This is a genomic window from Cohnella hashimotonis (assembly GCF_030014955.1).
In the GTDB taxonomy this organism is placed as follows: Bacteria; Bacillota; Bacilli; order Paenibacillales; family Paenibacillaceae; genus Cohnella; species Cohnella hashimotonis.
The window spans coordinates 4,052,401-4,073,777 of sequence record NZ_JAGRPV010000001.1; the positions used below are offsets into that span (position 1 = coordinate 4,052,401).

A 21,377-nucleotide genomic window follows, 5' to 3' on the forward strand; every position below is an offset into this window, starting at 1 on the left:
CTGTAATATTATCCCAGACCCAACGGCGCATAGGGGTTCCTGTCTCGTTTCCGACCTTATCCCCTTCGCTCACTTTGACTTAATATGTCAATAAAAAGCGCTGGTTCGTTTTAATAATTTAATATATCGGAAGAAGAAAATTAGAAGCCGAAGAAGAGCGGTCGTTATAAATTAGCGCGGAGTCAATCGAGTCAAAAAGTACAGTGCTTCGTTTATAAAAATAGATCTCCAACTAATTCATCTTATCCCCTTTGCTCAAAAAATTTGCATTTAAACATAGTTAATTTAGTAGATCGGACGCTACTAACTTGCCCCAGTGAGTTCGCGATACGTAATCCTATCGCTTATTGCACAGAGACGCAGCAGATAAGGAACGACTTTGGAGGCTTTCTTCGCCATGTTATAAACGAAAGATTGATGGTTCAAATAGGCCTGTAAGTGCTTAGGCCCAATGCCTTGGAGCGTATGATCGAGCCAACGAAAAACGTGCGTTAAAGCTGCCGACAAAGGCGCAAGCTTGTTCATGCCAAAGTAAGGAAAAGCTTTAACTGCCTTCACGTCATCGGAAACATAAAAGTCTGAGAATTTCATATGCGCAAAGCGACTGATTAAACGTGAATTCCCGGAATCGCGTCTGTCAAGGTGCTCCATCTTAATCTCTCGGATTTCTTGATCGCTGTCCATCGTTCCTCCTATTGCGACCGGCTGATCCGTAGGCTTCATTTCCAGGCTGCTGGAAGCCCTCCTCCATCCATAGATTCCGCCCGTAACCGCAACGACGCCGGACAATTGCTGCTCATTCGCTTCTTGAGTCAGTGCATCTCGCAGTTTATGTCCGATAAGCCAAGCTGTCTTGTAGGTAACACCCAATAAATCGGAAAGTTCGACAGAAGTAGCTTCTTCTACGAGCCAAATCATAGCCCGAAACCACATACGCAGTGGCGTTCGTGTACCATGAAAAACAGTGCCTGCGGTAACGGAAGTTTGATGTCGGCAAGAAGAGCAAACGTATAAGGGATACTTGCGGGATCTGATCACTGAGCAATGAGCATATGAACAACGCGGGCACCGAAAACCATCCGGCCAACGCGCATTAAATAAAGCCTCGACGCAGCGGTCTTCTGTCCAAGTTTCCCAAGAACCTTCAGGAAAGGCGAAAAAACTCATTTCTTCACCCCTCATAATAGGAACGTTTGTTCTTATTTTAGAACGTACATTTGTTCTTGTCAATCTCTTCCCATGGAAAATATGAGCAATCGGGATAAGCTCAATAAGGCGGATAACTTCTCCTTGAGCAAACGGGATAAGGTCAAGAAAGGGGACTACGAGGCGCATGCGACAAAATTGAGCGAAGAGCATGAGGGTCGTAAAGTCAGAAATTCGAAGATGTCGCTCGCTGAATTGAGCGAAGGGGATAAGGTCGGTAAAGGGTGAAAATAACATGTAATTGTGCTCAAAATTATTGCAGCAATTAAAAAGCCTTCGCACAAGCGAAGGCAAGCTAAAAAAGCACACGTGGAATTATCCGAACTTTAATTATGCTAACTTTAAACGACTTTAGGGAGTAATTCGTCGAGCGACAGAAATTGAATATCCTGCTGCGACATTTCGCGAACACGCTGCAGCGTATCCGGAGGCAGTTTCATAAAGGCTTCTACGACTGCGGGACAAAATTGGGAGCCTGCGAAGCGGCTCAGTTCGGCAAGCGCCGTTTCATGAGATTTGGAAGCACGATACGGACGGTCCGATGTGATGGCGTCATAGGTGTCGCACACGGCGAAAATTCTTGCGCAAATCGGAATCTGTTCGCCGCTCAGGCCGTCCGGATAACCGAGACCGTCCCAACGTTCATGATGGTAGCGGACGACGTCCAGCGCGGGTCCTAAAAATTCGATATGCGCGAGCATTCGCACGCCCATATTGACATGGGTCCGCATGATCGCCCATTCCATCTCGTCCAGCGGTCCTTCCTTGCGCAAGATGGCGTCCGGAATGCCGATCTTGCCGACATCGTGCAGCAGCGCACCGCGGTATAGCATCTCCAGTTCTTCCCCTTCGATGCCCATTTGCTTGCCCAGCAACCATGCATAGGCCGTTACACGTAAAGAATGTCCTTGCGTCTCGTTGTCTCTGCTATCCAGCGCGCTGCTCATCGCCTGTAAAGATTCGTCATAAGTGCGATGCACGCGATCGAGCATATCGCTTAGTTCTTTGTTCTGACTCTCGATGACGCGCGACGATCGCAAAAAAATATGCCGCAGGCTGAAAAAGAGAATCGTCATCCCTGCAGCCACGAGGAGGACGATCGTCAAGCTGATTTTGAATATTTTAGCGCTCTGTGCCGACCAATCTTTGGACACTTCCGCGACGCCTATCAATGTCCCCTCTGCCGAACGGATCGGGATCCACAGATTTAGCACTGTCGTCTTTTTCGCGGTCAACATTGACCCTTCATCCATCACCCGGTCAAATCTCACTCGATCGTGTCCGGTTAACGCAAGACCGATGTTAGCGGGACTATAGCTGAACCATACTTGAGCGCCTTGGCCCATGAAACGAATTTGCCTTATACCGTAAGGATCAAAAGCGGCATGAATATTAGCCGTTAATTCCTCTTCGTTCGCCCTGGAGTTAGTCTCGACCTGACTGGCGTCAGTTTGACCAGCGACCGTTTTATCCGAAGGCGGCTTCTTGAAAAGCATCTCTGCGTCCGGCAAGCCGGATATGTATTCTTCAACCGCATCGCGCGTCAGGCCGCTCGTCTCGCCAATCAGCTCATGAGAGATAAACCAATAGGAAACGGCGGAAAGCAGCACCCCAAAGATGACTACAAACGCCGTCAGCATAGTTGTAAAGGAACGATAGGGATTGCTCATCATGTGCCTCCTGTGCGGATAACGCTAAGCTGTGCTCAGAGAGTTCGACAGACAAAAGGCGATTACCTGCTTCTTGAAGCCAAAAAAAGAAGACCGCATATTTAGCCGGTCCTCGACATGAGTGAATACTATAGGGTCAAAAGCGCCGTAATGCCTGTTATCGATCGCCGCGCGGACGATTCCGCAAAAATGCCGGAATGTCCAGTTGCTCGCTGGAAGTGGAACCACCGCCGAAGGGACGCAGGTTATGACCGCTCGCACGCGAATCCTGATGCTCTGTCTGCGACGGAGGATTCGATTGAGGCGAGGAAGACGAGATCGGCCGACGTACCGGACCCTTGTGTTCGAAGCCGGTAGCAATAACCGTAACTTTGATGTCGTCCTTCATGCTGTCGTCGATGCTCGCTCCGAAGATCATGTTCACTTCGGGATCGGATGCCGAGATAACGATCTCTGCCGCTTCGTTCACTTCGAAGAGCGACAGGTTCGAACCGCCAGTAATGTTCATGATGATGCCGCGCGCGCCTTCGATCGAGGTCTCGAGCAGCGGGCTCATGATCGCCTTGCGCGCCGCGTCCATCGCGCGGTTTTCGCCGGAGGCGACGCCGATTCCCATCAGAGCGGAGCCGCGCTCCGTCATGATCGTCTTGACGTCCGCAAAGTCGAGGTTGATCAGTCCGGGCACGGCGATCAGATCGGAGATGCCCTGTACTGCTTGACGAAGAACATTGTCCGCTTCGCGGAACGCTTCCATCATCGGCGTCTTCTTGTCGACGATCTCGAGCAGACGGTCGTTAGGAATGACGATGAGCGTATCGACCTTTTCCTTGAGGGCTTCGATGCCCAGTTCAGCCTGTCCGGAGCGCTTGCGCCCCTCGAACGTGAACGGCCGCGTCACAACGCCTACCGTAAGCGCGCCGCACTCCTTGGCCAGCTCGGCGATGACCGGAGCCGCGCCCGTGCCCGTGCCTCCGCCCATACCGGCAGTAACGAATACCATGTCCGCGCCCTTGAGCGTGTTCATGATGCCATCCCGGGATTCCTCAGCAGCCTTTTTTCCGACATCGGGATTGGCGCCCGCACCCAATCCGCGTGTCAGCTTGTCGCCGATTTGAAGCTTTTGCTCGGACTTGGTCAGGTGCAGGGCTTGCGCGTCGGTATTGACGGTAATGAATTCGACGCCCTTGACGCCGTTCTCGATCATGCGGTTAACTGCGTTGCTGCCTCCGCCACCGACACCGATGACTTTTATTTTCGCGAGCGGTTCCATTTCAAAATCAAATTCCAACATATTTCAATACTCCTCCTCGCTTCGCTGGTGAATCCTCGTCAGTGGCGGCTTATATGAATTCTTTGAACATATTCTTAAACCATTCCATGACGCCCGTCTTGTTGGCAGGCGCTGTGGCCGCCGAAGCCTTGCTCTTCGTCGGACGCTTGGCGGGCGGCGCCCCCCGTGTCCGTACGTACTTCATCACGTACTGGATCATGCCGACGCCGCTGCTGTACGAAGGATCCCGCACCCCGATAAAATCGGGAACAGCGATCCTCACGCTCGCTTCCAGTTCGATCTGGGCGAGGGACAACACGCTCGGCATGGATACGGATCCGCCCGTCAGGACGTAGCCGTTGAGCTTGTCCAGAAAGCCCAGGCGCTTGACCTCTTGGCGGATCATATGGAAAATTTCCTGCATGCGCGGCTCGATGATGCTGGCAAGATCGACTTGGGAAAATTCCTTTTCCACATTGCTGCCGACCCGCATGACCTTGAATCGGACGTCGTCAGCCGCCTCGTCCTGGCGCGCGCAGCCGTATTTCAGCTTGATCTTCTCGGCGTGCTCCGTCTGCGTCTTGAGACCGTAGCAAATATCGCTCGTCACGTAATCCCCGCCAATCGGCAGCGTCGATACGGCTGCCAGGCTGCCGCCTTCGAAAACCGCGATCGTCGTCGATCCTGCGCCGATGTCGGCCAGCACCGTGCCCATTTGCTTCTCGTCCTTGGTCAGGGCCATCATCCCTGAAGCCAACGACATCAGCACGATGCCGGAAATGCGTAGGCCTGCCTTCTCGACGCAGCGCATAAGATTATGTACGGCAGCCTTCGTCCCGGTAACGATCGTACATTCGACTTCGAGCCGCACGCCGATCATGCCGCGCGGATCTTGGATGCCAGCCAGCCCGTCTACGAGGAACTGCTTGGGCAGCAAGCCGATGATCTCCCGCTCGGGCGGAAGCGCTACGACCTTGGCCGCTTGCAGCACGCGTTCGATATCATCCTCGCCGATCTCCCGGTCTTCGTTCGAGACGGCGACGACGCCATGATTGCTCTGCAGCGAGATATGGTTGCCAGCGATGCCGACATATACTTCGCCGATGGTGATGCCGACCATTCGCTCGGCATGGTCCACGGCGTTGCGGATGGACTGGACCGTCTGATCGATGTCGACGATGGCGCCTTTTCGGATGCCATCCGAGTCCGCCGATCCTACGCCGATGATATTGATCGCTCCGTTGCTTATTTCTCCGATAATCACCCGAACCTTAGAGGTTCCGATGTCCAGACTGACGATGAGGTCGTTGTTGCTCAACCGGTGGCACCTCCCGTAAATACATAAAAAACTTTGCAATCCGGCCGTCCGGCCATTCGTTAGATTGGTCGCGACTTATTGAAATCCGTTGCGGAATGAAGGAGTTGTTCAAGGGGTTCCGAACGAAGCCAAATCGGTACACATTCAGTACTTATTCAACAAAGACGGGATTTTCCCTCTTTTTTCAACAAAAAATTTAGTTCCCTCATTCTAGCAATTCTGCTTGAGGTTCCGTCTCGCTCCCGCATTCGCGCGGGGTAAGCATACGCAAATTCTAGCATTAAACCGCGCGGTTGAGTAGAGTCCTTTTCCTTAAGTTACGGGGCTTCTGCGTCATCCGGCGGGTCCGTTTGTGCCGAATAAGGCGAGTATGTGTCCGAATCGAGCAGAACGACAGTACCCGGCTCCCTATTCTCTACGAGCTCGCTTAAAATCGCGATCTTTTCCTTAAGCATGCCGACGGTCGTCAGTACGTCGAATCCGGAGCGCGTGAAAATGCGAATGCGGTCGGGATAAGCGCTCGAAGGATCCGGCGAGATCTCCGAGAAGTCGGCAAGCCCCTGTGGGGTCAAGCTGCCCAGTGCCATACACAACGCGGCGCGCTGTGGATCGTTTTTCGTCCAGCCGGTGAGTACGGGCTTGGCCGGAAGCGCCTCGCCGGCTGCAGATTGAACGCCGACGCCGTTGGCCAGAATGACGGACAAGCCGCCTTTGTCATCCAGCTCGAGCGCCACAGGCGCGTACTCCTGGACCTTAACGTCAAGCTTGCCGGGAAAATGCTTGGAAATCTTAACGTCCTTGATCTGTGGCAACTGCTTGACCCGCTCCGCAAGCTTGTCCGAAGCCGGCATGAAAAAGGAATCTCCGATTCCGACGCCGAGCTGCGTCTTGACCTGGTCTTGTTTCAAATAGGTCAGGCCCTCAACCTCTATCACGCTGATGCGGGAAAGAGAGGATCTGAAAAACAGTACGATCAGCACCGCGACGAACAAGGCAATGACGATCCACAGCAGCTTGCCGCCGCGCCGTCTCGTCCCCGTCCGTTCCCGCGGCAAAGCGGGAATTCGCTCTATCATCTTGCGCGCTCTCCTCTCGACAGCCGGCGGAAACGCATAGCTTGTCCTCAATCCGAAAAGCAAGGCGGCCCGCCCGGACGGCCGATCGGAGGCGAGATACTCCCGTTCCCCCGCCGGCCCGGAAGCGGATAAGCAAAAACGCTTATCCCTCCCGGTCGATCGTCGCTTGATTAGGTCTAGCTGTCGGTGACGCGAGAGATATCGCCGCCCAAGCTTGCGAACATTCGCTCGATCTCGTCGTAACCGCGGTCGATATGATGCACCTGCTCGACGATCGTCGTGCCTTGTGCCGCGAGCCCCGCGATGACCAATGCGGCGCCGGCTCGCAGGTCCGTCGCTTCGACCGTCGTTCCGTAAAGCCTGGGCACGCCCCGGACGATCGCGGAGTTCAGGTCGATGCGTATATCCGCGCCCATACGGCATAATTCGTCTACGTGCTTGAAGCGTCCCTCGAACACCGTCTCCTTGATCACGCTGACGCCGCCTGCAAGCGACAGGAGCACCATCAGCTGCGCCTGCATATCGGTCGGAAACGCAGGGTAAGGAGAGGTGACGATTCGGTCGACCGCTCGCGGCCGGCCTTTGGCGCCGACTCTTATTATACCATCCCCGGTCTCGATGTGAACACCGGCGCGGCGCATGACGTGAATCAAAGAGATCAGGTGGGCCGATTCGGCGCCTTCGAGGATGACCTCGCCGCGGGTCGCCGCTGCGGCTACCATCGCCGTTCCCGTCACGATCCGGTCGGGAATGATCTGAAAATCGCAGCCGTGGAGGCGCTCCGTGCCGTCGACCGTAATCGTATCCGTGCCTGCTCCGCGCACTTTGGCGCCGATCGCGTTGAGAAACCGCTGCAGGTCCTGAATCTCGGGCTCGCGAGCGGCGCCGATAATCGTCGTGCGTCCCTTCGCCATGACGGCGGCCATCATAATATTTTCGGTGGCGCCGACGCTAGGGAAGTCCAGGCTGATCTCGGCGCCGCTCAAGCGGTCTGCCTTGCATACGATCCTGCTGCCCGTCTCCTCGATCTCCGCTCCCAGCGCGGCCAGGCCGCGTAGATGAAGATCGATCTTGCGTTCGCCGATCGCGCAGCCTCCCGGCTGGTAAACCTGTACTTCGCCGAATCTGGCCAGCAATGGCCCCATTAAAAATACGGAGGAGCGCATCAAACGCATCAACCGCTCGGGCACGTGCGAGGAGCTCGCCACCGTGCCGTCGACCGTCACGGCGTCGCCGCGGCGCAGGACGACACAGCCGAGATCCCGCATGATGTCCAGCATGACTTCGATATCCAACAGCTTCGGAATGTTGCGAAGAGTTACCGGCTCCTGTGCGAGCAGCGTCGCGGCCAGGATCGGCAGGGCGGCGTTCTTGGCTCCATGGATGCGGATGGTGCCCGAAAGCGGTTTGCCGCCTTCAATCACCAGTTTGTCCAAGGAATTCACCTCCGGAATTACCGCTCGCCCATCAGGAGCACCTCGGGCACGAGTAATATGCCGAACCGTTCGTTCACGGTCCGTCTTACGCGTTCCATCAAGGCGAGCACGTCTTCGGCCTTCGCATGGTCTTCGTTAACGATGAAGTTGGCGTGCAGCTCCGACACAACGGCTCCGCCTTCCCTGGTGCCTTTAAGCCCTGCCGCCTCGATCAGCCTCGCTGCATGGTCCCCCTCCGGATTGCGGAATACGCTGCCCGCGCAAGCAAGCTGCATCGGCTGCGTACGCAGCCTCCGATCCTTGTAGGAAGCCAGCATGGCTGCGATCTCCTTGCGGTCGCCGGGCTCCAGGGCGAACACCGCTTCGGTCACGATGCCCCTTTTTTCTTGCAAAATCGAATGACGGTAGCTGAAATGCAATTCCTCGTTGCCGTACGTCCCCTTCGAACCGTCTTCCCAGACGATGTCGGCCGACTTTAAGATGCGCGATACGTCCGAATGATGAGCCCCGGCGTTCATATAAACCGCGCCGCCTACGTTGCCCGGAATGCCGCCGGCAAACTCCAGGCCGGTCAACCCTTCCTTGCCCGCCATGATCGACAGCTTGATGAACGAATACGATCCTCCGGCGATTACGAGATTGCCCTCGAACCGTACCGAGTCGAATCCTCCGCCCAGCTTGATCACGGCGCCGCGGACGCCGCGGTCGGAAACGAGCGTGTTGGAGCCGCGTCCGAGGACGGTCCAGGGGACGCCGTGACGGCCGAGGACGGCGATGGCCGAAGCCAGCTGCTCCGCGTCAGCCGGTACGATGAACAGGTCGGCGGGGCCGCCGATCTTCCAGGTCGTATGGGCTGCCAGCGGTTCGCTTACTTTGACGACTCCCGAATACGACCGTTCCAGGTCCGCGATCAACTGCTCCATCCAAAATCTCCTCCAATTCATTCTAAGGAGCTGCGGGTTCCGCTCGGCGCCTGGCTCATCATTGCGGACAGCCGCGACCACACCCTATCGTATGTCGCGCCGCACGGCATGGTGACAATCGCCCAGCCGGCCGCAACTTCCGCCGCGGCAGTCCTGGTCCCGCAGTCCTTTGCTTCTATAGAGCCCGCTAACGGCGGACGATGCGTTGCAATTGCTCGTAAATAACGCCGGCCGCTTCCGGCATGCCGATGGACCTGGCCGCTTCCGCCATTTTCACGCGGCGGGCTTCGTCGCCCATAATCCCTGCGACAGCCTCATAGAGCTTGGCGCCGTCTAGCTCGCGCTCGAGAATCATCATGCCGCCGCCGACGCGCACGACGCTCTCGGCATTGGCCTGCTGATGGTTGTTCGTCACGTTCGGAGACGGCACATAGATGGCCGGCACGCCGAGCGCGGCAAACTCGGCGATAAACGAAGCGCCTGCGCGCCCGACGACGAGCGACGTCGCCGCAAGCACTTCCGCCATATTGCTTATGTACGGCTTGACATGCAGCCGGCTCGCGACATTCGGGTCCGAGATTCGGCCGACTTCCGCCTTTAGTTCCTCATAATACCGCTCGCCGGAGGCAAATACAAAGTGCACGTCAGGCAAGCCGCCAAGCATGGCCGCCGCTTCCGCGGCCGCCCGATTCAGCGTCTGCGCGCCTCGGCTGCCGCCGACGATCAGCACGAAGCGCGTACCCGGCGCAAGCCCCAACGAGGCGTACCCGTTCATCGGATCTCCTCCGAGAATGGCCGTCGCGCAAGGGTTTCCCGCATATTCAACGCTTTTAACTCTGGCGAAATGCGGCTTGGAGTCGGCGAAGCTGACGGCCACCGCATCCGCATAACGGCTCAGAAACTTGTTCGTTAGGCCGGGCACGACGTTCTGCTCGTGGAGCAGCGTCGGAATGCCGAGCTTGGCCGCCGCATAGACGACAGGCCCGCATACGTAGCCGCCGGTGCCGACGACCGCGTCGGGCCTGAATTCCCGCAGCAGCGATTTGGCGCGCCGCACCCCGCGGATGAACCGCAGGGCGGTGCGAACGTTTTCCAGGGACAACGATCTTCGTATGCCCGTTATGTCGATGCTCTCGAAGCGCACGCCCCGTTCGGGCACAATACGGCTCTCGAGTCCCCGCTTCGTGCCGATGTACAGCAGCTCGCTGGCCGGATCGCGCCGCTCGGCCTCGCGGCCGATCGCGAGCGCCGGATAAATATGGCCGCCGGTTCCGCCGCCGGTCAACACGATACGCATAGCGTCACCTCGCAAATCTGGATAAGTTAAGTAATATGCCGAGCGCCGTCAATAGCAGCGTAAGCGACGAGCCGCCGTAGCTGACGAGCGGCAGCGTAATGCCCGTGACGGGCATCAGCCCGATGACGACGCCGATGTTGATGAGCACCTGGACGGCAATGATGCCCACGATGCCCGCTGCCAGGAAGCTGCCGAACGGATCGTCGATGGCGATCGCCGTCCGCATGCCGCGCCAGATCAGCAGCAAAAACAGCACGAGCAGCAGGCTGCCCCCGATAAAGCCGAGCTCCTCGGCCAAAATGGAGAAAATAAAGTCCGTTTGCGGTTCGGGCAAATAGTTGTATTTCTGCCGGCTCATGCCGAGCCCGAGTCCGACGAGACCGCCCGGCCCGATCGCGTAAAGCGACTGGATCGATTGATAACCCGCGCCCAGCGGATCCTGCCACGGATCGAGAAAAGCCGTGATCCGCTGCAGTCGGTAAGGCGCAGCGGCGATCAGGCCGACGAGGCCGACGACGCCAAGCATCGCAAGTCCCCCCAGATGCCCGATTCGGGCCCCGGCCGCATAGATGACGAGCAGCGCCGCACCGATCATGACGGCGCCCGTTCCGAGGTCCGGCTGCAGCATGATCAGCCCGAACGCGCCGAGCAGAATGCCGAGCGGCGGCAGAAGCCCTTTCGTGAACGACACGAGCTTTTGCTGCCGTTCGGCAAGGAAGCGGGCGAGAAACAAAATCATCGCCAGCTTCATAAACTCGGACGGCTGAATGCCGAAGCTGCCGATGCCGAGCCAGCTGCGCGCGCCGCCGCGCACGACGCCGACGCCCGGCACAAGCACGAGCAGCAGCAGTCCGAAGCACAGCAGCAAGCCGGGCAGCGCCCAGCGCCGCCAACGGCTGTAGTCCACGTTCATCGTCACGAACATCATGAAAATGCCGAGCGCGGCGAACAACAGCTGCCGCTTTACGTAATAAAACTTGTCGCCGTAATCGTGGAAGGCGGCTACCGCGCTCGCGCTGTATACCATCACGATGCCGACCGCCAAAATGCCGAGCGTCGCAGCGATCATCCAAATATCGGGGGCCTTGCGGACCTTGGCCATAAACCGGACACCTCGCCAAACGAAGAAGTGGGGACGAGCCCCCTTCTTACAGCGTATGCGCCGATTGCTTAAAAATGCGCCCCCTTACCTCATAGGAAGGGAACATGTCCCAGCTTGCGCAAGCGGGCGAGAGCAGCACGGTATCTCCCGGCCCGGCCAGGGCCGAGGCTTCCAGTACGGCTCTCTTCAGCGTCTCGGCGGCATCCTCTACAGGTTCGACGACCACGACGTTGGTTAAACCGGCTTCCTCCGCGACTTTGTGAATCTTTTCCCGCGTTTCTCCAATCGCGACGACGCCCTTGACGCGATCGCGAAACAGCGGAATGAGCTCGCGATAGTCGGAGCCCCGGTCGAGCCCGCCCGCGATCAGAACAAGCGGCGCCGGCAGCGAAGAGACCGACATGATGGTCGCCGTCGGATTGGTCGCTTTGGAATCGTTGTAGTAGCGTACTCCGCGAAAGGTTCCCACGTACTCGAGGCGATGCTCGACGCCCTTGAACGCCTCCAGCGGTTCCCGCAGCGACGCCGGCTCCGCGCCGGCGGCCAGCGCGATCGCGACCGCCGCCAGCGCGTTGGCGCAATTGTGCCGCCCCGGAATGCCGAGCCGGTCGACAGGAACGATACGCGTCTTTGCGCCGCTCTCGTCGCGCGAGACGATCCAACGCTCTGCGGCGCGCGTCTCCCGCGATTCATCTTCGCCGACCGCGGTAAAAGGAGGCTCGACGGATACGCCGACCGTAAGCCGCTTTGAGAGCGAGAACGGCCACTGGCGCCCGGCCGACGCGCGCCCGATCTCCGCACAGACGGCGTCGTCCGCATTGTAAACGGCCGTATCCCCTTCGCTCAGGTTGGCGAACAGCTTCGCCTTGGACGCCACGTAGTCTTCCATCGTGCCGTGATAATCAAGATGCGTCTCCGCCAGATTCAACAGACAAGCGATGCGAGGATGAAAATCGGTCGTTCCTTTAAGCTGGAAGCTCGATAGCTCGGCCACGAGCCAGCCGTCGGGACCGATCTCCTGCGCCGCGTCGGAGAGCGGACGTCCGATATTTCCCGCGACGATCGGCGAGAGGCCGGCTGCGGACAATATTTCGCCCGTCCAAGTCGTCGTGGTCGTTTTCCCGTTAGAGCCCGTTATGCCGATAATCGGAGCCGGAGACAGCTGCCCCGCCACCTCGACCTCGGTCACGATCTCTACGCCCATCGCCTCGGCCTGCCGGATGGGCGCCGCCGAATACGGAATGCCCGGATTTTTCACGAGCAGCGCCGTGTCCGACGTCACCAGATCGTCCGGATGTCCGCCGCAAACAACAGAAATGCCCAAAGCCTCGAGCTCCGAGGCTTCGGGACAGGCTTCCCTCTCCTTGCGGTCGTTCGCCGTCACGACGCTGCCCGCCTGATGGAACAGCTTAGCGGCCGCGGCGCCGCTGCGGGCAAGGCCCAGCACGACGACCTTGCGGCCGCGGTAATTCGCAAGTGGCATCATAGGTTCCCAATCCCCTTATACAGAATCAGACCGATCGCGGCGAAAACGAGCCCGGCCAGCCAAAAGGTCGTCACGACGCGCCACTCGGACCAGCCCGTCAGCTCGAAGTGATGGTGGATGGGACTCATCTTGAATACCCTTTTGCCGCGGGTCTTAAACGAACCGACCTGAATGATGACGGACAGCATCTCGAGGACGAAAACGCCGCCGATCACGATGAGCAGCAGCTCCGTCTTGGTCAGGATCGCGACCGCGCCTATGCCGCCGCCAAGGCCGAGGGAGCCCGAATCTCCCATGAACACTTTGGCAGGGTGCGCGTTGTACACGAGGAAGCCGAGCACCGAGCCGACGACGGCCGCCGAGAAGATTGCGGATTGCTGCTGCGTCGCCTCAAGCGCCACGATGGCGAAGGCGCCGAACGCGAGCGCGCTTGTCCCCGACAGCAGACCGTCGAGCCCGTCGGTAAAGTTCACTGCGTTTGTAGCCGCGAAAAAGATGATGACGACCAGTATGTAGTACGCCCAGCCAAGGTCCAGCGACCAATTCGTCCCCGGCACGCCGACTGCGGTGCTGAGGTCCATCCGGTGGATGATGAAGCAGAACGCGATCGAGACGACAAGCTGTCCGAAAAGCTTCTGCTTGGCCGTAAGGCCCAGCGAGCGCTTCATCGCGATCTTGATGAAGTCGTCCAGGAAGCCGACGAGCCCGAAGCCGAGACTGGCGACCAGCAGCGCCCAGAAAGGCCAGCCGCGATCCGAAAATTTCAGGAACGCCACAGTCATGGCAAGCAGGATAATAATGCCGCCCATCGTAGGCGTGCCTGTCTTTTTCAAATGAGACTGCGGCCCGTCATCCCGTACCTGCTGCCCGAACTTCAGCCGGCGAAGCATCGGAATGCATAGCGGGCCCAGCAATACGGCGAGCAGGAAGGAGACGCCGAGCGTCCAAAGCGTAGATGCGTAATCCATCAGCGTTGCTCCTCCTTCCCTTCTGCGAGGCGACGCACGATCTCTTCAAGCTTCATGCCGCGCGATGCCTTAACGAGCACGAGATCGTCGGGCTCAACGAGCGCCAGCAGCGCTTCGGCCAATTCGTTTTTGTCCGCGAAATGCCGAACCCTGCCCGCCGGCATCGACTGCGCTGCGGCTTCGGCCGTGTGCGCGGACAGCGGTCCGTAAGCCAGCAGTCCGTCGGCTTGCCCCTGCGACAGCTCTCGTCCGATGGAAGCGTGGAACTCGGCCTCGTCCGGGCCGAGCTCGAGCATGTCGCCGAGCACGAGCCATTTGCGGCGGTAGCCCTGCAGCTGCGCGACGAGCGAGAGGGCCGCGCGCACTGAAGCCGGGCTCGCGTTGTACGCGTCGTTCAGGACAAGCGCGCCGCTCTTCGCCCGTATGCGCTCGATGCGCATGCCCGTCAGCTTGGCTCCGGCCAAGCCGCGCGCGATGTCCGCGTCGGAGACGCCAAGCAGGCGGGCGACTGCGATCGCCGCGAGCGCGTTGACCGCGTTGTGCCGGCCGGGAATCGGCACGGAAAAGCGGAAAGTCTCTGTCTCGGCCGCTCGCTCGTTCAGGCCATTGTCGCCGTCGCCCGGAGAGCCCGCGGGGGCGAAGGCGGTTGCGACAAACGTCGCGCGCTCGGCATCCGTCGCGATGTCCGTCGCGCGCAAATCGCACGCAACGGACTCCCCGAACCTAATCGTCCTGACGGCGTCCGCCGGCAGCGCGAGCGCCGCCAGCTCCTCGCGAAGCAGCGGCTCGTCGCCGTTGTAGACCAAAGTGCCGCCGTCCTTCAGCCCCTCGGCGATCTCCAGCTTCGCCTGCGCGATGCCGCGCCGCGAGCCGAGATGCTCCAGATGGGACTCGCCGATGTTCGTGATGACGGCGATGTCGGGCTTTGCGATGCGAGAGAGCAGCGAGATCTCGCCGAAGCCGCTCATCCCCATTTCCAGCACGAGAACCTCCGTATTGCGGTCCGCCCGGAGGATCGTCAGCGGCAATCCGATATGATTGTTAAAATTGCCTTCGGTCTTCGCCGTCCGGTAGACGGTTGCGAGCGCCGAGTAGATCAAGTCTTTGGTCGTCGTCTTGCCGTTGCTTCCTGTGACGCCGACGACCTTCGGCTTCCAGCTCGCCAGGTAGGACTCGGCCAGCCGCTGCAAGGCGGCGAGCGTGTCATCGACGAGCAGCAGCGGAAGCCCGGCGCCGGCCGGCAGCGCGCGGTCGCGCTGCCAAAGCGCGGCTGTCGCGCCTGCGCTGGCGGCCGTCTCTATGTAGTCGTGTCCGTCGAACCGGTCTCCCGCGATCGGCACGAACAATTGCCCGGCTCCGATCGAACGCGAGTCGATCGATACGCCGGCAATCTCAGGCTCCGCGCCTGCCGGCATTCCTTGCAGCTCTGCGCCGCACCATGCGGCCGCTTCGCTAAGCGTCGCTCTTATCACAGCATCCTGCTCCTTATCGCGTCGCGCGCCGTCAGCCGATCGTCGAAGTCGTGCGTTACGCCGCCGATAATTTGGTAGGTCTCATGCCCTTTGCCCGCTATCAATACTACATCCCCGGGGCCGGCCATTTCAACCGCTTTGCGGATGGCCGCGCCGCGGTCCGGATCGAGCTCGTAGCGGTCCGGATCGATCGCGTCTTCCTTAAGCCCCGCCTCGATATCCCGCAGAATCGCAAGCGGATCCTCCGATCGCGGATTGTCGCTCGTCACGAGCAGAACGTCCGCAAGACCGGCCGCGATCTTGCCCATGATCGGGCGCTTCGTCCGGTCGCGGTCGCCGCCGCAGCCGAATACGCAGATGACCCGGCCCTCCGCGATCTCGCGCACGGCGCGGAGCACGTTGTCCAGGCCGTCCGGCGTATGCGCGTAGTCGACGACGACCGCGTACGGCTGACCCTCGTCTACGGCTTCGACGCGACCCGGCACGCCGGGCACCGCCTCAAGGCTCGCCACGGCGGCTTCAAGCCCGATGCCTTCGCACAGCGCGGCCGTCAGCGAAGCGAGCGCGTTGTATACGTTAAACTTGCCGACCATGCGCAGCTGTACGCTTCTCGAGCCGCGGAACGTCTCTACGTCGAACGACGTGCCCCGGGACGAGATTCGCACATTTCTGGCGCGTACGTCCGCGTTCCGCTCGATGCCGTACGTGACGACCTCTGCGGCGGTCAGCTTCGCGAACTTGGCCGAGACGGGATCGTCGGCATTCAACACGGCGTAGGCGCGGTCATCGGGACCGGCCCCGTAATCGTTGCCGAGTCTCGAAAAGAAAAGCCCCTTGGCGTCGGCGTAAGCTTCCATCGTCACATGATAATCCAGATGATCCTGGGTCAGGTTCGTGAAGATCGCGGTCCGAAACCGCGTCCCCCAGGTTCTGCCCTGCTCCAGCGCATGCGAGCTGACTTCCATAACGGCCCGATCTGTGCCGGCTTCCGCCATCGCGCCCAGCAGTCGCTGCAAGGGCAAAATGTCCGGCGTCGTACCCGACATCGGATAGCTCGCGCCGGCATATCTCGCTTCGATCGTGCCGATAACGCCGGGCGACACCCCGGCATCGCTTAATATGCGTTCGATGAGATAAGTCGTCGTCGTCTTTCCGTTGGTGCCGGTCACGCCGATCGGTCGCAGCTTGCGCGACGGATGCCCGTACCAGACGTCGGCCAGCACGGCGAGCGCCCGTCTCACGTCGGGCACGACCAGCTGCGGCAAGGCCAGCGGCAGCTCCCGCGACACGACAAGCGCCGCGGCCCCTCGCTCCAGCGCCTGCGGCGCGAAATCGTGGCCGTCAACGGTATGTCCCGGCAAGCAGAAAAAAAGCTGTCCCGCCTGCACGGCTCTCGAGTCAGCCTCGATTCCCTGAATAACGACGCCGCCATCGCCGACAATCCGATGCAGCAGCAGTTCCTTTGCTAATTGATCCAGTTGCATCGTACGTTCAGCTCCTTCGACTGCAGCAAAATAGTTGATTTAACACGGATAAGAATGCAGGGTTGCTTGATTTACCTATGCGTACATTATCCGCCAGGAGCGCTTTTCAAACAAGTGTCAGGAAACACTTGGCAGTCCGCTGCAAATCAATTTCGGATAACCGGCTAAACCGGGGGCACTCCAACGAAACGATCCCACGCGTCGTCGCCCCCAGCATTGTTACCCGATTTTTCCGGCTGTCACACCGCGGCGCTTGCAGCTCCGCCATCGCGGTTCAATGCGCGCCGTCCTCGGCGGGCGCCTGCTCGCCCTCGTTCCCCAAATATATACGAATGACCGAGCCCTTCTGAACCCGCTGCCCCGCTTCGGGCGCCTGGCGCAGCACGGTGTCTCCCTTGCCGGAGGCGGACAGCTGGAAGTTCATGTTCATGTCCTCGTACAGATCCGTCACCGACTTGCCGACAAGATTCGGCACGTTCACCATCGGCAGCTCGCCCAGCTTGTATTCCTTGCCGATCTGGTCCTTGCGCGGTTCTACGCCAAGATATGGCAGCGCGTCGGCCATAATGTTGCGCACGATCGGCGCCGCTACGACGCCCCCGAACTGAATGCCCTGGGGATTGTCGACCGCGACGTATACGATCAGCTGCGGGTCGTCCGCCGGCGCGAAGCCAATGAACGAAACGATGTGCTCGCTCGCCGAGTACACGCCGTTAATGACCTTTTGCGCCGTCCCCGTCTTGCCGCCGACCCGGTAGCCGTCCAGAAACGCATTGCCCCCCGTGCCCTGCGCCACGACGCTCTCGAGCGCTTCGCGCACCTGCTTCGACGTCTCCGGCGAGATGACCTGGCGTACGAGCTCAGGCTCGATCTCCTGCAAAGTTTCGCCCGTATCCGGGTTGACCCAGGCCTTCGCGACATGCGGTTTGAAGAGCTTGCCCCCGTTGATCGCGGCGGCGACCGCCGTGATCTGCTGGATTGGCGTCACCGACACACCCTGCCCGAACGCTGTCGTAGCCAGTTCGACGGGACCGACGTTCGCGAGCTTGAACAGAATGCCGTTTTCTTCCCCGCCGATATCGATGCCGGTTCTTTTACCGAAGCCGAAGTTTTTAATATACTCGAACAGCTTCTCCTTGCCGAGCCGCTGCCCCAGCGCCACAAAGCCCGGATTGCAGGAATTTTCGACGACCTCCAGGAACGATTGGCTGCCGTGCCCGCCTTTCTTCCAGCAGCGCAATCTCGCGCCGCCGACCTCGACATAGCCGGGATCGTAAAAGGACTCGTTTTTCAAATTGACTTTGCCTTCCTGAATGGCCGCGGACAACGTAATAATCTTAAACGTGGACCCGGGCTCGTACGTCATCCAGATCGGAAGATTTCGGTTGTATACTTCTGGCTCCGCTTCCTGATAACGGTCGGGCTGAAAAGTAGGACGGCTGCCCATCGCCAAAACTTCTCCGCTTTTCGGATCCATCGCGATGGCGATGACGTCCTTCGCCTGATACTTCAGCATCGCCTGATCGAGCTCGCGCTCCACGATGGACTGGATCTTCTGGTCGATCGTCAGCTGCAGGGTCAGTCCGTCCCGCGGCGGCTGGTAGGCTTCGGAAGAATTGGGCATCTGACGGCCGGCCGCGTCGGTCAGAAACGAAATGTTGCCTCGCGTCCCGGACAACAGCTGATTATATTGCTTCTCCACGCCGGTCAGCCCGCTGTCGTAGCCGGTGATGCCAAGCACCTGCGCGGCCATCGTACCGAACGGGTAAAAACGCTTGTTGTCCTCCGCCACATAGATGCCGGGCAGCGCCAGATCCCGAATCTGCTGCGCCAGCTCCAGCGTAATCTTGCGCCCCCCGGGGCGAAGATTCACGTTGCTCGCCTTCTTTTTGAGCATCTCCAGCACTTTGTCCCGGTCCATGCCGATGAGCGGAGCCAGCTTGCCCGCCGTACCTTCTTTGTCCTTCACCTGCGCCGGCACCGCATAAACGGTCGGCGAACTGATGTTGTAAGCGAGCTTGATGCCTGTGCGATCCGTGATCGTTCCTCTTTTGGCCTCGAACGGAATCTGGCGGCGCCACGACTCCTCCGCCTGCTCGGCCAGCTTGCCACCTTTGACCAGCTGTACGTATGCGAGGCGCGCGATCAGCGCCATAAACCCGATCCCCACTGCGAGCAGCGCCAGCAGCAAGCGCCGCCTCACCGTCACTTGCGAGATTCTCACGCAGGTCAGCCCCCTCCCCGGAATATCGGTGCGTTACTCACACCCTATTCCTTGGAGAAGGGGCTTAGAACAAGCTATGCTTGTCTCGCCTGACGAAGCCTTGACGGAAAACGCGTCAATCGCCTGCGTCATCCACCGCGCTGTCATCCACATCCGCTGCGCCCGCTCCGTCGCCGCCGGTGCCGCTTTGGACCTGCTTGTCGGTCGCGGTTTTGGTCGCGGCCGGCTCGATCGTCGTGCCCGCAGGCGGCGACAGCGTCAAGGCGATCGACAGCTTGTCGCCGTCCCTGGTCGCCTGCTGTCCGGACACGTAGCCCTGTCCGCTCGCCGTGCAGGAAGCGCCTAGAAGCGAGCACATGTCGAGCGCGTCGCGAAGCGACAAGCCCTTCAGGCTCGGCACGCTGCCTAGCGTTTTTTCGGTCATCAGATATACATGCTGGGAGGTCGGCAAAACGGCGCCCGCTTTGGGAAGCTGGGACACGACTTTGTCGCCCTTGCCGAGCACGATCGCCTCGAAAGAGCTGTTCCCAAGCTTGCTTTTCGCCTGCGTCACCGTCTGGTTCGTCACATCGGTCACTTTGGCGGTGACGGGGGCCGGCGTCGCTTCAGCTTCGTCCTTCTTGTCCTTGTCCGCATCCTTTTTAATGTCGGGCAGCACGCCGAGGTGCAAAAGCGATTTTTGCATAATCTCCTTGAAAATCGGAGCCGCGACCGAGCCGCCGCCAAGCGTCTTGTCGTCAGGCTCGTCGACGAGCACGTAGAGCACGATCTTCGGGTCCTCCACGGGTGCATAACCGATAAAAGATACGACGAACTTGTCCTCGGCGTAGCCGCCGGCCGCCTGCGCCTTTTGCGCCGTGCCTGTCTTGCCTGCGATCCGGTAGCCCTCGATGTAAGCGTTGCGTCCGGTGCCGATTTCTTTGTCGCTGACGACCTGCTCGAGGTACTCGCCGACCTTTTTGGACGTCTGCTCCGAGATGACCTGGCGGATGACCTTGGGCTCGGTCACGACCTTCTCGCCGGTATTCGGATCCGAGATCGACTTGATGATATGCGGCTCCATCAGCTTGCCGCCGTTGGCTACCGCGGCGACCGCCGCGACCTGCTGGATCGGCGTGACGGAGACGGCCTGGCCGAACGTAGCGGCGGCGTAATCCCGTTCCCACGTCAGCTGCGTCGTTCCCGCGATCTCGCCCGCCAGCTCGATGCCCGTCTTTTGACCGAAGCCGAAGTTGTCTATATACTGCTTGAACTTCGTCTTGCCGAGCTTCTCGTACCCCAGCTTGACGAACGCCACGTTACTCGAGCGCTTCAAACCTTCCAGGTAGGTGATCTCGCCCCAGCCGCCGCGCTTGATATCGTTAACGGGCTTGGATTTCGGGATCTGCACGGTGCCCGACATATACTTGTCGTTCGGGTTGAACAGCCCTTCCTGAACGGCTGCCGCCAGCGTGACGATTTTAAACGTGGACCCCGGTTCATAGATGGACTGCACCGCGTTATTTTTGAACGAAGACAGGTTTTTCGCGTAATCCCAGTAGTTGTTCGGATTAAAATCGGGCAGGCTGACCATGCCCAGGATGTCCATCGTCTTCGGATCCGCGGCGATCGCCGTCATGCTAAGCGGGTGATACTGCTCGTAAGCGGTTTTCATCGCCTGTTCCATATAATATTGAATATCCCGATCGATCGTCAGCATCACGTTTTTGCCGTCGACCGCCTGCTTCGCTTCGATCTCGCCGTCCGCGAGCTGCGTGCGCTTGCCGTCCTTGACGTACGTAATGGAGCCTTCCTCGCCCCTGAGATCGTCGTCGAGCGTCTTCTCCAGTCCCATGATCGCAACGCCTTCTTTGTTCTGGTAGCCAAGAATTTGAGAGGCGAGGGAACCGTTCGGATAGTAGCGCTTTTTGTCTTCGATCAGGTAAATGCCGACGTCCTTTTTCCCGGTCAGCTCACGCATCTGATCGCGGAAAGCGGTCAAGCGGTCGGCGACTTCCTTGTCGACCTTCCAGCCTTCGGGCTGCACCTCGCGCTGCGCGAAATAGGCGCCTTTGCTAGTTTTCGCATCGATGATCTTGCGCACTTCGGTCTCCGGCTTGCCCAGCACGCTCGTCACCTTGGCCGCGATCTGGTCGATCAGCTTCCACTGCGGATTGGCATCGTCAAGCTGGTGGATGATCTTGGGACTAAGCGCGAGCGTATACGCCGCGGCATCCCCGGCCAGCACCGTACCGGTACGGTCGGAGATCGTGCCGCGTTCCTGGACGAGCTTCTTGGTCGTAACCCATGTACTGCGGGCTTGCTCGGACCAGAACTCTGCGTGTGCCACCTGCACCCAGTAGATTCGCCCCCATAAAGCGACAAACAGGAGGGTAATTACCCCTCCCGCCAGCAGCGTGCGCAATTTGATTCGTTTCGTCATGCCCCTCACCTTCCGTTCAATCT

15 protein-coding genes are annotated in these 21,377 nt (G+C 59.4%); all 15 read right to left on the minus strand.

Features of this window, described 5'->3' with window-relative positions; genetic code table 11:
- Positions 1-303 precede the first annotated feature (303 nt).
- Positions 304-1,443, minus strand: coding sequence for a transposase (locus KB449_RS16360; protein WP_282909390.1), 1,140 nt, complete (start codon positions 1,441-1,443; stop codon positions 304-306).
- A 104-nt stretch (positions 1,444-1,547) separates the two neighbouring features.
- Positions 1,548-2,879 (minus strand): HD-GYP domain-containing protein, encoded by a 1,332-nt coding sequence (locus tag KB449_RS16365; RefSeq protein ID WP_282909391.1) that lies wholly within the window; start codon positions 2,877-2,879, stop codon positions 1,548-1,550.
- 154 nt (positions 2,880-3,033) lie between these two features.
- A complete protein-coding gene (gene ftsZ, locus KB449_RS16370) occupies positions 3,034-4,167 on the minus strand; it encodes a cell division protein FtsZ (protein WP_282909392.1) in 1,134 nt (377 codons plus the stop codon).
- Positions 4,168-4,216: 49 nt separating this feature from the next.
- The gene (gene ftsA / locus KB449_RS16375; RefSeq protein ID WP_282909393.1) at positions 4,217-5,464 is read right to left on the minus strand and encodes a cell division protein FtsA; all 1,248 of its coding nucleotides are present in this window, start codon (positions 5,462-5,464) and stop codon (positions 4,217-4,219) included.
- A 317-nt stretch (positions 5,465-5,781) separates the two neighbouring features.
- Complete coding sequence (locus tag KB449_RS16380) at positions 5,782-6,540, minus strand: cell division protein FtsQ/DivIB (protein ID WP_282909394.1); 759 nt, start codon at positions 6,538-6,540, stop codon at positions 5,782-5,784.
- Between the two features lie 176 nt (positions 6,541-6,716).
- Positions 6,717-7,976, minus strand: a complete 1,260-nt coding sequence (gene murA / locus KB449_RS16385; RefSeq protein WP_282909395.1) for a UDP-N-acetylglucosamine 1-carboxyvinyltransferase — start codon at positions 7,974-7,976, stop codon at positions 6,717-6,719.
- A gap of 17 nt (positions 7,977-7,993) precedes the next feature.
- Positions 7,994-8,899, minus strand: a complete 906-nt coding sequence (gene murB, locus KB449_RS16390) for a UDP-N-acetylmuramate dehydrogenase (RefSeq protein WP_282909396.1) — start codon at positions 8,897-8,899, stop codon at positions 7,994-7,996.
- 187 nt (positions 8,900-9,086) lie between these two features.
- Positions 9,087-10,196 carry an undecaprenyldiphospho-muramoylpentapeptide beta-N-acetylglucosaminyltransferase gene (gene murG, locus KB449_RS16395; RefSeq protein ID WP_282909397.1) on the minus strand — a complete coding sequence of 370 codons (1,110 nt, stop codon included), beginning with the start codon at positions 10,194-10,196 and terminating at the stop codon, positions 9,087-9,089.
- Positions 10,197-10,200: 4 nt separating this feature from the next.
- A complete protein-coding gene (gene spoVE, locus KB449_RS16400) occupies positions 10,201-11,298 on the minus strand; it encodes a stage V sporulation protein E (protein WP_282909398.1) in 1,098 nt (365 codons plus the stop codon).
- Between the two features lie 46 nt (positions 11,299-11,344).
- Positions 11,345-12,784 (minus strand): UDP-N-acetylmuramoyl-L-alanine--D-glutamate ligase, encoded by a 1,440-nt coding sequence (gene murD, locus KB449_RS16405; RefSeq protein WP_282909399.1) that lies wholly within the window; start codon positions 12,782-12,784, stop codon positions 11,345-11,347.
- Complete coding sequence (mraY, locus tag KB449_RS16410) at positions 12,781-13,752, minus strand: phospho-N-acetylmuramoyl-pentapeptide-transferase (protein WP_282909400.1); 972 nt, start codon at positions 13,750-13,752, stop codon at positions 12,781-12,783. The genes murD and mraY overlap by 4 nt, the downstream gene beginning before the upstream one ends.
- Positions 13,752-15,224 carry a UDP-N-acetylmuramoyl-tripeptide--D-alanyl-D-alanine ligase gene (locus KB449_RS16415; protein WP_282909401.1) on the minus strand — a complete coding sequence of 491 codons (1,473 nt, stop codon included), beginning with the start codon at positions 15,222-15,224 and terminating at the stop codon, positions 13,752-13,754. Before KB449_RS16415 ends, mraY begins: the two co-directional genes overlap by 1 nt.
- Positions 15,221-16,708: a UDP-N-acetylmuramoyl-L-alanyl-D-glutamate--2,6-diaminopimelate ligase gene (locus KB449_RS16420; protein WP_282909402.1), complete on the minus strand. Its 1,488-nt coding sequence runs from the start codon at positions 16,706-16,708 to the stop codon at positions 15,221-15,223. Before KB449_RS16420 ends, KB449_RS16415 begins: the two co-directional genes overlap by 4 nt.
- Before the next feature lie 274 nt (positions 16,709-16,982).
- Positions 16,983-18,932 (minus strand): stage V sporulation protein D, encoded by a 1,950-nt coding sequence (locus KB449_RS16425; RefSeq protein ID WP_282909403.1) that lies wholly within the window; start codon positions 18,930-18,932, stop codon positions 16,983-16,985.
- 115 nt (positions 18,933-19,047) lie between these two features.
- Positions 19,048-21,354 carry a penicillin-binding transpeptidase domain-containing protein gene (locus KB449_RS16430; RefSeq protein WP_282909404.1) on the minus strand — a complete coding sequence of 769 codons (2,307 nt, stop codon included), beginning with the start codon at positions 21,352-21,354 and terminating at the stop codon, positions 19,048-19,050.
- Positions 21,355-21,377 lie beyond the last annotated feature (23 nt).